An 11,965-nucleotide genomic window follows, 5' to 3' on the forward strand; every position below is an offset into this window, starting at 1 on the left:
GTGCTTGCTCCCTCCAAAGAGGCTCTTGACATCCCGCTCAGCCCGCCGCGTCTCCACGACGAACCGGGACCTGCTACCGGGCACTCCGGTGTCTACCCGGACGGGACTTCCACCCGCAAGCCTGGACCAGCTTTCAGGACGCAACATGACCCCCACCGTAGGACCCGCCCCGGCCACCCGCCCGGCGAGCCCCGCACGCGACCCCCACGCGGCCCACGCGCTCCGCGTACGTGCACGTCCCGCGCGCCCCCGCGCGCCCCGCGCCCGGCCCGCGACGCGCCCGGCCGCTACACCACCTGGTGCAGCCAGCGCACCGGCGCACCCTCGCCCGCGTAGCGGAACGGTTCGAGTTCGTCGTCCCACGGCTTGCCGAGCAGCTTCGCGATCTCCGTCTCCAGCCGCGTCTCGCCCCGCTGGGAGCGGGCCAGGGCCGCGCGCAGCCGGTCCTCGGGGATCAGGATGTCGCCGTGCATTCCCGTGACGGCATGAAAGATGCCCAGGTCAGGGGTGGCGCTGTAACGCTCGCCCTCGGCCGTCGGGCAGGGTTCCGCGGTCACTTCGAAGCGGAGCATCTGCCAGCCGCGCAGCGCAGAGGCCAGCTTGGACGCGGTGCCCGCCCGGCCCTTCCAGGAGACCTCGGCTCTCCAGGTGCCCGGCGAGGCGGGCTGCCGGATCCAGTCGAGCTGGACCCGCAGGCCGAGCACTCCCGCCACCGCCCACTCGACGTGCGGGCACATCGCGCGCGGTGCGGAGTGTACGTACAGAACTCCACGTGTCGTCACCGGGACCTCCAGTGTGGGACGAGGTTCGCCTTTCCCAGCGCCTCAGTAAACAGCATCGGGAGTGAAACTCCGCAAAAGGGACAGTAAGTGACGTGATGTAATTTACCGGAGCCGTAGATCAGGTGTCTCTGGTTCGACGTGGGAAAAACTATCGTGCGGCGGGGTGGCCGCGGTGACGTACGGTCGGTCCCGGGGCGGATATCCCCGAAGCTTTCACTCGGCAGGCCGCCGCCCGGATGCCGGAGCCTGCCGGGAAGCCCCGGAAGGCCCGGGGCGCCCGAAGCCCAGCCCGAACCCCATGAGGAGGGACCGTCATGACGGAGAGGCCGCGTCGCAGCCGTGATCCCCGCTGGTCCCGGCCTTCCCCACGGCTCTCGGCCCGGCGCTACGCCTGGCTCCCGCCTCGGCTCTCCGCCCGTTCCCGCGCCGGGCTGACCGCCCCGGCCGCCGCCCTGACGGCCGTCCTCGTCGCCGGGACCGGGGTGCTCGCCGGATGCGGCTCAGGCGGCTCCGCCACCCCCGACGGGGCGAAGAAGCACACCGCCGCCCCCGTCTGGAACCGCAGCCCTGAGTCGGTCGCCGCGGTCGGTGACTCCATCACCCGCGGCTTCGACGCCTGCGCGGTGCTCGCCGACTGCCCGGAGGTGTCCTGGGCGACCGGTACGGATCCCGCCGTACGCAGCCTCGCCGAGCGGCTCCTCGGCCCCACGGCCGCGAAGAAGAACAGCTGGAACCACGCCACGACCGGCGCCACGATGACCGATCTGCCCGACCAGATGGAGCTGGCCGCCCGGGAGAAGCCGGAGCTGGTCACGGTGATGGCCGGAGCCAATGACGCCTGCCGGGACACCACCGGCCACATGACGTCCGTCGCCGACTTCCGCGCGTCCTTCGAGACCGCGATGCGCCGACTGCGCGCGGGGGCGCCCAAGGCGCAGGTGTACGTGTCGAGCGTGCCGGACCTCAAGCGGCTCTGGTCCACCGGGCGTGGCAATCCACTGGGCCGGCAGATCTGGAAGCTCGGGCTGTGCCCCTCGATGCTCAGGGACGCGCAGGACATGAGCGAGGTGGCGCGGCAGCGGCGGGCCACGGTGTACGAGCGGGTCGTGGCGTACAACGAGGTGCTGAAGGACGTGTGCGCGAAGGACGCGCGCTGCCGGTACGACGGCGGGGCGGTGTTCGGCTACCGGTTCACCGGCGAGCAGCTGAGCAAGTGGGACTGGTTCCACCCCAGCAAGGACGGGCAGGGGCGGCTGGCGGAGATCGCGTACCGCAAGGTCACGGCGGAGAAGTACCCGGGCTGACCGGGACCGGCTCCAGAAGCTGACCGGACCGGCTCCAGAGGCTGACAGGACCGGCTCCAGATTCGGGCGCCGGGTCCGGGCGCGGAGTCGGGCGCCGGAGGCAGGCCCGGAGGCCGGGCACGACTCCGCGCCCGGCCTCCGCGGGGAGCACGGTATCGGCCGCCGGTTTGCCCACCGCTCCGCCCTTCCGGCGTAAGGTTCTTGATCATGACTGTCATGAACACGGAACGCGTCGGCGCGACAGCCGAGGGGAAGCCCGTCCACCGCTGGACCCTGGAACGGGCCGGCATCCGGGTGCGTCTGCTGACGTACGGCGGTGCCGTGCAGTCCGCCGAGGTGCCGGACCGGGACGGGGCCACCGCCAATGTGGTGCTCGGCTTCGCCGCCGCCGAGGATTACGTCTCCGGCCGGGGGCCCTATCTGGGGGCGCTGATCGGCCGGTACGCGAACCGCGTCGCGGGCGCCGCCTTCACCCTGGACGGGGTGGTCCACCGGCTGACGGCCAACGAGGGCCCGAACACCCTGCACGGCGGGGAGCGCGGCTTCGACCGCCGGGTGTGGGACGCCGAGCGGTCGGGCGACCACGGCGTACGGCTGTCGCTGGTCAGCCCGGACGGCGAGGAGGGGTTCCCCGGCCGGTTGGCGGTCTCGGCCACCTACTCCCTGACCGCGTCGGGTGCCCTGCGGATCGACTACCGGGCGGCGACGGACGCGCCGACGCACGTCAACCCGACGAACCACACCTACTGGAATCTCGCCGGCGAGAGCAGCGGCGCCGCGACCGGCGGACACGAACTGCGGATCGCGGCGGGCCGGATCACCCCGGTGGACGGTGCCGCGCTGCCGACCGGTGCGCCCGTGCCGGTCGACGGCACGCGCTTCGACTTCCGCGCGCGGCGCCCGCTGGGTCCTGGGTACGACCACAACTACGTCCTCGACGCGACGGACGGGGACGAGCCCGTCGCCGAGCTGTACGACCCGGCGTCGGGGCGGGTGCTGACCGTCGCCACCACCGAGCCGGGGCTCCAGCTCTACACAGGCGATCACTTCGAGGGGAAGCCGTACGGTCCGGGCGCCGGGATCGCGCTGGAGACCCAGCACTTCCCGGACTCCCCCAACCGGCCGGACTTCCCGAGCACCGTGCTGCGGCCAGGTGAGGAGTTCCGGTCCACGACCACGTACGGCTTCGGCGTGCGCTGACGCGACGCGGACGACGGACACGACACGGGCGACACGGGCGAGGTAAATGCGGGGTACGGGTACGGCCCCGGAGCGGCGTCAGGTCCGCTCCGGGGCCGTACGTTCTCGGTCCGCCCCGGCCTCAGACCACCTCGACCACGTGGCTCAGCCGTCGGTCGGCGACGGAGCGGCCGGCCTGCACCTCGTAGCCGCCCGGGATCAGCGCCCACAGGCCGGGGCCCTCGTCCCAGATCTCGAAGGCGCGCCGCCGGAGCGGGACGCGCACCTCGACGCTCTCGCCGGGCGCCGCCTCCACCGGGGCGAAGCCCGCCAGCCAGCGGGCCGGGCGGTCGGCGGTGTCGGCGACGGGGGCGAGGTAGACCTGTACGACCTCGCGGCCCGGACGGGCGCCGGTGTTGCGCAGCCGTACGGTGGCCTCCTGCGGGGTGGCCGTGATCGTCTCGTACTCCCAGTCGGTGTAGCCGAGTCCGTGGCCGAACGGGTACGCGGGGGTGGCCCCCGCCCGCTCCCAGGCCCGGTAGCCGATGAACACGCCCTCGTCGTAGTGGAGTTCGCCGTCGACGGGGGTGGTGTCCGAGACCGGTACGTCGCTCAGGGCGACCGGCCAGGTGGTGGGCAGCCGACCGCCGGGCTCCGCCGCGCCGAGCAGGACGTCGGCGAGCGCGGCGCCGCCCTCCTGGCCCGGGAACCAGGTGAGCAGTACGGCGGCCACCTCCTCGCGCCACGGCAGCTCCACCGGGGAGCCGGTGTTGACGACGACGACCGTGCGGGGGTTGACGGCGGCGACGGCGCGCACGAGGTCGTCCTGGCGGCCGGGGAGCCGCAGGTTCTCGCGGTCGAAGCCCTCGGACTCGACGCTCTCCGTCGTGGCGACGACCACCACGGCGGTGGCGGCGGTGCGCGCCGCTTCGACGGCCTCGGCGATCAGCTCGTCGGGGTCGTGGCGCGGGCCGAGGTGGAGCAGGGAGAACGCGACGGCGCTGATCGGCGCGGACTCGATCCTGTGGACGGTGTGCAGGAGCGAGATCTCGACCCGTCGCCCCTCGGTGAACTCGGCGCGGGCGCGCTCCACCGGGGAGCCGAAGAACGCCTCGAACGGGTCGGAGGACGCGCCGAGCCCCTCCGTACCGTCGAAGAGGACCTCGCCGTCGACGGTCAGGACGAAGCCGCCGAGCCCCTGGGTGCCGAGGATGTGCTCGCCGCTTTCGCGCGGGGTGAAGTGGCCGGTCATCTCGACGGTGTGGAGTTCGTCGTGGCTGACGCCCTCGGGCAGGTCGGCGCCGGCCCACTGGATCCGGCCGCCGGGGACCGAGGCGGTGCCCAGCACCCGGCCGTCGGCGGCGCGGCAGATCGCGCGGAGCGTGAACCCCTTTTCCGCCGGGGCGAGTTCGTCGCTGGGGTCGGCGCCGACGGAGTAGCTCAGCGCGCCGTCGGGCAGGGCGGCGGTGAGGCCGTCGAGCGGGGAGACGATGTGGGCGGGGAAGACGGTGGCGGAGCCGCCGCCGAGCACCCGGGCGTCGCGGGCGGCGGCGCCGCTGAGGGCGACGGTGGTGTCCGCGCCCGGGGTGAGCGGCAGGGCGGCGTTCTCGTTGCGCACGAGGACGAAGGAGCGCCGGGCGATCTCGCGGGCCAGCGCGTCGCCGTCGACCGGCGCGGGGAGTTCGGTGACGGCGGCGGGCGCGCCGGCGAGGATGCCGACGCGGGCGGCGAGCCGCAGGACGCGCCGTACGGCCTCGTCGACGGCCGTCTCCTCGGCGTCCCCGGACCGGACGGCGGCGACGAGGGCCTCGCCGTACACCGTGCGCGGTCCCGGCATCGCGACGTCGAGGCCGCCGAGGAGGGCGCCCGTGGTGGAGCGGGCGGCGAGCCAGTCGGAGACGATGTAGCCGTCGAAGCCCCACTCGCCGCGCAGCACGTCGTTCTGGAGGTACCGGTGTTCGGTCATCGTCGCGCCGTTGACCTGGTTGTACGCGGCCATGATGCCCCAGGGGTGGGCGTTGGCCACGATCGCCTCGAAGGGCGCGAGGTACAGCTCGCGCAGCGGGCGCGGGGCGACGATGTTGTCGACGGTGAAGCGGTCGGTCTCGGCGTCGTTGGCGACGAAGTGCTTGACCGTCGTACCGACTCCGCCGTCCTGGACGCCGAGCACGTAGCCGGTGCCGATCTCGCCGGTGAGGTACGGGTCCTCGCTGTACGTCTCGAAGTGCCGCCCGCCCAGCGGCGAGCGGTGCAGGTTGACGGTGGGCGCGAGGAGTACGTGGACGCCCTTGCGGCGGGCCTCCTGCGCGAGCAGCCTGCCCGCGCGGCGGGCCAGCTCCGGGTCCCAGGTGGCGGCGAGGGCGGTCGGGGACGGGAGGGCGACCGACGGGTCGTCGGCGGTCCAGCGCACCCCCCTGACGCCGATGGGGCCGTCGGACATGACCAGCGAGGCCAGGCCGATGCCGGGGAGCGCGGGCAGGGACCACATGTCCTGTCCGGCCAGGAGCCTGGCCTTGGCCTCCAGGTCGAGCTTGCCGAGGGCCGTCTCGACGGCCTCTTCGCGCGCCCGGTCCTCCTGGGTCGCCCGGTCGGCCCGGGTGATGGGTGCGGCCATGTCCGTACCTCCTCGTCGGAGCGGTGAGTGGTTACATGGTGGGCCTCGAACCTGTACACCGGTAGGGTTCGTGACCCTTTCGTTATTCTAGAACGTGGACGTGGACGTGGACGCGGAGAAGCGCGGACGCGGAGAAGGGAGCGGCTCCGATGGGGCGAGCCAGGAGCGAGGAGCGGCGCGCGGAGATACTCCGCGCCGCCCTCGAAGTCATCGCGGAACGCGGCTACCGGGGCGCGACCCTGGGCGCGGTGGCCGAGCGGGTCGGGCTGACCCAGCAGGGGCTGCTGCACTACTTCCCGTCCAAGGAGGCACTGCTCGTCGCCGTCCTGGAGGACCGCGACCAGTGGGACACGGGCGGCAGCGGCGAGGGGCGCAAGGGGTGGCGGCTGGAGCTGCTGGCCTCGCTGGTGGAGTACAACGCGATGCGCCCTGGGATCGTGCAGACGTTCTCGGCGCTGCTGGGCGAGAGCGTCACGGAGTCCCATCCGGCCCGGGAGTTCTTCACGCAGCGCTACGCGCAGGTCCGCGACGACATGGCGGAGGTCCTGCGCGACGAGTTCGGCGACCGCCTGCCGGGCGGGATCACCCCGGAGCAGGCGGCGCCGCTGCTGACGGCGGTGATGGACGGGCTGCAGTACCAGTGGCTGCTGGATCCGGAGTCGGTGGACATGGCGAAGACGTTCCGGGACTTCCTGACGCTCCTGCGGGCGGGAGGCCAGGGCCCTTCGGCCTGACGGACATCGGGGCCCACGGGCATCGGGGCTGACGGACACCGGGGCCGACAGGCATCGAGGCTGACGGACACCGGGGCCGACAGGCATCGAGGCTGACGGACACCGGGGCCGACAGGCATCGAGGCTGACGGGGCCGACGGGCCTCCGCCCGACGGGCCCCGCCTGGTGGCTCCTCGCGCCTCGGAGACACGCCGGTCGCCCGGCACCATGGTCATCCGACGGCTCCGGAGGCGATACTTCCGCCACCCGACGGAAGGGAACCCCCCATGAGACTCGCCCCGCGCACCCAGCAGAGCCGGATACGGCCTCGGCCCGAGCGGCTCGCACTCCTCCTCCTCGCCGCCAGCGCCCTCACCCTCGCCGTGCCGTCACCGGCCGGTGCCCGGCCGGTCGCTCAACCCGTGGCTCAACCCGTGGCTCAACCCGTCGCCCCGGCTGCCGCGTTCACGGTCGAGGAGCAGCGCCTCGACCGTGCCGTGCCGCGAGAGATCCTGGAACGCTCCGGCTTCGACGACGTGGCACCGGCGTTCGTACGGTCGCTGGGCGACGCGCGGACGCGGGCCGCCGCCGAGCGGACCGTCGTACGGCACGGCGCCGCGCTGTGGAAGCGCGCGGTGGACCGGGCGCAGGGGCGTGGGCCCGCCGGAGGCGATCTGAGCCGGGACGACGACCGTCCGCTGTACTGGGCGCGTCTCGCGATGACCCGTGAACTGCGTTCCTGGCAGCCGGAGTTCAAGGTGTCCGAGGCGGCGCGCGCCCGGCTGCTGGGGAAGCTGGAGCGGTCGTCACGCGGTCAGGACTCCATGACGTTCGCGGCCAAGAGCGGCAGGTCCGCCAAGTCCCCGCAGGACGGGAAGTCCCCGCAGGACGGGAAGTCCCCGCGCGGCGGCACGTCCGCCGAGGCCGTCAAGCGGATCGTCGTGACGGGCTTCGACCCGTTCACCCTCGACACCGACATCCGCATCAGCAATCCGTCGGGGGCGACCGCGCTGGCGCTGGACGGGACCGTCGTCGAGACCGCCGAGGGGCCCGCCCGGATCGAGACGGCGGTCTTCCCCGTGCGCTGGCAGGACTTCGCCGACGGCACGGTGGAGAAGGCCCTGCGGCGCCCGCTGGCCGAGGCCGATCTGTTCGCCACGGTCAGCCAGGGCCGGGTCGGCCGGATCGACGTGGAGCGGTTCAACGGCGCCTGGCGCGGCGGGTTCGGGGACAACGAGAACGTGTCGGAGACCGGCCTCGTACCGGTGAGCGACCCGGCGTCGCAGCCGCAGTGGACGACGACGAGCCTGCCGTACCGCGCGATCGCGACGGCGGACACGGGCCGCTTCCCGGTGTACGACAACACGTCGGTCACCGAGATCCCGGCGGGCGGGAGCGCCTCGGTCGTACGGCCGGGCGGACCGACGCCCGGGTCGGCGGCCCGCGCCGGGGGCGGCGGGGACTATCTGTCCAACGAGATCGCCTACCGGGCGACCCTGCTGCGCGACCGGCTCGGCCTGGACATCCCGGGCGGCCATGTGCACACGCCGGTGCTCCAGTTCGGGGCGGGCAACACCAATCCGGCGACGGGCACGGTGACCGATCCGCAGTTCGTGCGGAACCGGCTCGACATCATCGCGCAGTTGCGCGCCATCATCCGGGTGGCGGCCGAGCAGTCCTGACGGTCCCCGGCGCTATTTGTTCAGCGATATCGTCGCGTCCGGCCGACGCGCCGCCGGCTCCTCATCGCCCGCCGGCGGCGCCGTCAGCTCACGCACCAGCAGCGTCGCTCCCGCGACCGCGCCGGGCATCAGGAAGACCGCGACGAACGGGACGAGGAAGGCGAGCGCGAGCGGGACGCCGAAGCCGAGGGCGAGCATCCGGCGGCCCCGCAGCAGGACGAGGCGCTCCTTGAGCTGGACGTCCCGGCGCCCCAGCGCCACCGACGTCACCTCCTCCGCCAGGAAGAAGCCGGAGACGCAGAAGGCGAGCACGGGGATCACGGTCTGCCCGAGGACCGGGACGAACCCGAGCGCGAAGAGCAGCACCCCGTAGAGCGCGACCCGCACCAGGATCCGCACGCTGTCACGGGCGGACACCCACAGCCCGCGCCAGAACGACAGCGCGGACTCGGGGACCTCGCCGCCCTCCTCGCGATCGACGTCCTCCGAGAGCGACTCGTAGAACGGCTGGCCTATCAGCAGGGTCACGGCCGTGAAGGTGATGACCGCGAGGAAGAGACCGAGCGCGAAGACGAGCACGGTCAGGAAGCCCCTGAACAGCCCGAGCCAGGGCGAGGCCCAGCCGTCGGCGAACGGCGTGGCCCAGGCCGCCAGGTCGTCCGCGCCGTAGCCCAGGCCGACGAGCGCGCCCGCGTACAGCACCAGCGTGATCAGGCCGGGCAGCAGCCCGAAGCCGAACCGGCGGCCGTGGCGGCCGGCCCATCGCTGGCCCTTGATCAGATAGCCGAATCCGGCACCGAGGTCATGCATGGAGGCAGCCTATCGGCGGGGTACGACAACGCCCCCGGCTTCACCGCCTCTCCCCCTCTCCCCCTCGCCCCTCGCCCACCCCCGGCGGGCCGCCCGTACAGCCGGACAGCCCGACGGGCAGGGGCGCCGGGGGCCGCCCGCGCGGCGGACCCCGGCGCCCGCCGCGCGCTCACACCGGTCTCAACTGCCACTGCTGGCAGGCGTTGCCGAGCCAGGACCACTGCCGTACGTCGGCGCCGTCGGCGGTCGAGCAGTTCTCGACGTCCGCGACCTTGCCGCTGCGGGCGTTGACGAGCCGTATCCAGCCGCCCCGGTCGGTGACGACGAACCGGTACGCCTGGCAGAGGTTGTTCAGCCAGGACGACTGGCGCAGCTCCGCGCCGTCGACGACGGAGCAGTCCGCCGTGTCGAGGACCTTGCCGCTGGCGGCGTTGACGAGCCTGCTGGTGTCGTTGCCGAGGTCCTCGACGCGCCAGCGCTGGTTGGTGCCGCCGTCGCAGCTCCACTGGATGACGTGGGCGCCGTCCGCCGCCGAGCCGCCTTCCACCTCAAGGCATTTGCCGCTGTCGCGGTTGACCAGGGTGTAGCCGGTGGGGGTGGCCGCGCTCTCGCCCGAGGGTCCGGGGCGGGTGGTGCCGAGGGCGAGCGGGGTGCCGAGGTCCGGGGTGCCGTCCGCGTTCCAGGTGAACTTCTGGGCGCGGGTGGTGCGGCCGTTGTCGCAGCCGCCGCTCGCGGAGTTGTTGGCGTGGTAGACGATCCAGTTCTCCGTTCCGTCGGGCGAGGTGAAGAATCCGTTGTGCCCCGGGCCGTAGACCCCGGCCGCGTCGGAGCGGCCGAAGACCGGGGTGGACTTCTTCGTCCAGGAGGAGGCGCTCAGCGGGTCGGTGCCGGTGAAGGTGAGCCGGCCGAGTCTGTGGTCGGGGGTCCAGCAGCCGCTCGCCGAGTAGACGACGAAGGTCTTCCCGGCGTGCTGGATCACTTCGGGGGCCTCGTTGACGGTGCCGCCCGATCGCTCCCAGCCGTAGGTCGGGGTGGAGATCGTCGAGAAGCCGCCGCTGAGGGTGTACGGGTTGGACATGGGGGCGATGACGAGGTTCCGCGTACCGCCGCCGCTCGCGCTGCCCAGCAGGTACAGCGAGCCGTTGAGGGTGAGCAGACCGGCGTCGAGTATCCGGGTGGCGCCGAGCTGGTTGCGGTAGGTGTACGGGCCCATGGGGTCGGAGCCCGCGCTCTCCAGGACGTGGACGCGCTGGGTGGGGTTGTAGTCGGCGATGCCCTGCCCGGCCACGTAGTAGAGGTACCAGCGCCCGTCGCGGAAGTGGATCTCGGGGGCCCCCATGTTGCAGCAGCGCGACGAGGTGGAGTCCGACCAGACCTGGACGCTGGGCGCGGTGGCGAGCCCGGCCAGGGTGGGCGACTTGCGCATGGTGAGTTCGGAGGTCCAGGAGGTGGTGATCAGGTAGTAGTCGCCGTCGTAGAACTCGATCCAGGGGTCGGCGCCCTTCCGGTCCTTGACGGGGTTGGTGTACGGCCGGCCCTCGGCGGCCCCGGCCGTCGGCGCGACGGCCGCGACGAGACCGGCGAGCACGACGAGGAGGACGGCGATGAGGAGGGCGGGCTGACGCTCGGTGCGTGACATGTCCCGGCCCCCGTCAGTACGCCGTGGGCCAGCCGCCGGACCAGCTCAGCAGATTGACGCCGAGCTTGGGCGTGCCGTTGTCCTGGCCGTCGTAGTAGTGGTAGACGAGCAGGTCGCCGTCGCTGTCCGGCAGGACGGACTGGCCGCCGGGGCCGAGGTAGCGGTCATGGCTCTCCAGCACGAGCGAGCCGCCGTTGTTCATCATGTTCACGCCGTTCTTGTCGACGTAGGGCCCGGTGCGGCTGGCGGCGCGGCCCACTTTGATCTTGTACGTGGAGCTGGTTCCGGCGCAGCACGTGTCGTACGAGGCGAACAGGTAGTAGTAGCCGTTCCGTTTGACGACGGCGGGTCCCTCGACGGCCTTGGTTCCCGTGGGGCGGGAGGCGAGGCTGTAGCGGGTGGTGTCGCCGCCGTACTGTTTGCCGGTCGACGGATCGATCCGGATCATCTTGATCCCGGTCCACCAGGAGCCGAAGGCCAGCCACCACGTGCCGTCGTCGTCGACGAGGAGGTTGGGGTCGATGGCGTTGTAGTCGCTGCCCGAGCTGGACGTGTAGACGGTCCCGTAGTCGGACCAGCTGCCGGGCTGTCCGGTGGCCGAACCGGCGAGTCCGATGGCCGAGGTGGCGGAGCCGAAGGTCGAGACGGCGTAGTACATCAGGTACTTGCCGCCGTGGTACGAGATGTCCGGCGCCCAGGGGTCCTTGGCCGGTGAGTAGGCGGACCACCAGCTCGGCGGGGTGGTGAAGGCGGATCCGGCGCGGCTGAAGGCGATCCGGTCGGTGGACGTACGGGCCTGGAGCCCGTCGCCGGTGGAGTAGAGCAGGTACTGCCCGGACGAGGTGCGGATCATCGTCGGGTCGTGGACGACGATGTCGCCGGTGACCCGGCCGGGGTTGGGGTAGGCCGAGGCGCTGCTCGGTACGAGGGCGAGGAGCAGGGCGGCGGGGAGGGCGAGGAGCGCGGCGCGGCGGGAAGTGCGGCGCGCGCGAGGGGGGTAGGCGGTGTGGGGAGTGCTGCGGGAGGGGCGGGCGGTTCGGAAGGTTCTGGAGATGCGGCTCACGCGGTTCTCCTTGTGATGTGGGGGGGTACGCGCGGGGGCGGCGCGGGCCGGATCCCAGTCCCGGCAGTCCCGTTCGGTATGACGAACCACGCTCGTCACCGCGAACGGGAAACTAGAGTCGAAGCGCTGGCGCGTCAACGGTTCACGCAGACTTACTTCGCGCCCTGGGACTCGCGCCC

At 72.7% G+C, this 11,965-nt stretch carries 9 protein-coding genes; 4 read left to right on the forward strand and 5 right to left on the reverse strand.

Annotated features, from left to right (window positions below):
* Positions 1 to 287: 287 nt before the first annotated feature.
* On the reverse strand, positions 288 to 782 hold the full coding sequence (locus DVH02_RS21550) for a DUF3145 domain-containing protein (RefSeq protein ID WP_114625471.1): 495 nt from the start codon (positions 780 to 782) through the stop codon (positions 288 to 290).
* Between the two features lie 431 nt (positions 783 to 1,213).
* On the opposite strand from DVH02_RS21550, the gene DVH02_RS21555 reads away from it, so the two are divergent.
* Both DVH02_RS21555 and DVH02_RS21560 read left to right on the forward strand, forming a co-directional pair.
* Positions 1,214 to 2,086, forward strand: a complete 873-nt coding sequence (locus DVH02_RS21555) for an SGNH/GDSL hydrolase family protein (protein ID WP_233518369.1) — start codon at positions 1,214 to 1,216, stop codon at positions 2,084 to 2,086.
* 207 nt (positions 2,087 to 2,293) lie between these two features.
* The gene (locus tag DVH02_RS21560) at positions 2,294 to 3,286 is read left to right on the forward strand and encodes an aldose epimerase family protein (RefSeq protein ID WP_114625473.1); all 993 of its coding nucleotides are present in this window, start codon (positions 2,294 to 2,296) and stop codon (positions 3,284 to 3,286) included.
* Positions 3,287 to 3,407: 121 nt separating this feature from the next.
* Here DVH02_RS21560 and DVH02_RS21565 read toward each other — a convergent pair whose 3' ends face one another.
* A complete protein-coding gene (locus DVH02_RS21565; RefSeq protein ID WP_114625474.1) occupies positions 3,408 to 5,879 on the reverse strand; it encodes a beta-glucosidase in 2,472 nt (823 codons plus the stop codon).
* 149 nt (positions 5,880 to 6,028) lie between these two features.
* Between DVH02_RS21565 and DVH02_RS21570 the strand changes: the two genes are divergently transcribed.
* Together DVH02_RS21570 and DVH02_RS21575 are read left to right on the forward strand one after the other, a co-directional pair.
* Entirely contained in the window at positions 6,029 to 6,613 is a 585-nt protein-coding gene (locus DVH02_RS21570) for a TetR/AcrR family transcriptional regulator (protein ID WP_114625475.1), read from the forward strand.
* Positions 6,614 to 6,879: 266 nt separating this feature from the next.
* Complete coding sequence (locus DVH02_RS21575; protein ID WP_114625476.1) at positions 6,880 to 8,274, forward strand: pyroglutamyl peptidase; 1,395 nt, start codon at positions 6,880 to 6,882, stop codon at positions 8,272 to 8,274.
* 12 nt (positions 8,275 to 8,286) lie between these two features.
* On the opposite strand, the gene DVH02_RS21580 is transcribed toward DVH02_RS21575, so the two are convergent.
* The 3 genes from DVH02_RS21580 to DVH02_RS21590 form a co-directional block, all read right to left on the reverse strand.
* Positions 8,287 to 9,084 carry an EI24 domain-containing protein gene (locus DVH02_RS21580; RefSeq protein WP_114625477.1) on the reverse strand — a complete coding sequence of 266 codons (798 nt, stop codon included), beginning with the start codon at positions 9,082 to 9,084 and terminating at the stop codon, positions 8,287 to 8,289.
* Positions 9,085 to 9,253: 169 nt separating this feature from the next.
* A complete protein-coding gene (locus tag DVH02_RS21585; protein ID WP_114625478.1) occupies positions 9,254 to 10,723 on the reverse strand; it encodes a family 43 glycosylhydrolase in 1,470 nt (489 codons plus the stop codon).
* A 13-nt stretch (positions 10,724 to 10,736) separates the two neighbouring features.
* A complete protein-coding gene (locus DVH02_RS21590) occupies positions 10,737 to 11,663 on the reverse strand; it encodes an arabinan endo-1,5-alpha-L-arabinosidase (protein ID WP_233518370.1) in 927 nt (308 codons plus the stop codon).
* Positions 11,664 to 11,965: the final 302 nt, after the last annotated feature.

It is taken from the genome of Streptomyces corynorhini (assembly GCF_003346515.1).
Lineage (GTDB): Bacteria > Actinomycetota > Actinomycetes > Streptomycetales > Streptomycetaceae > Streptomyces > Streptomyces corynorhini.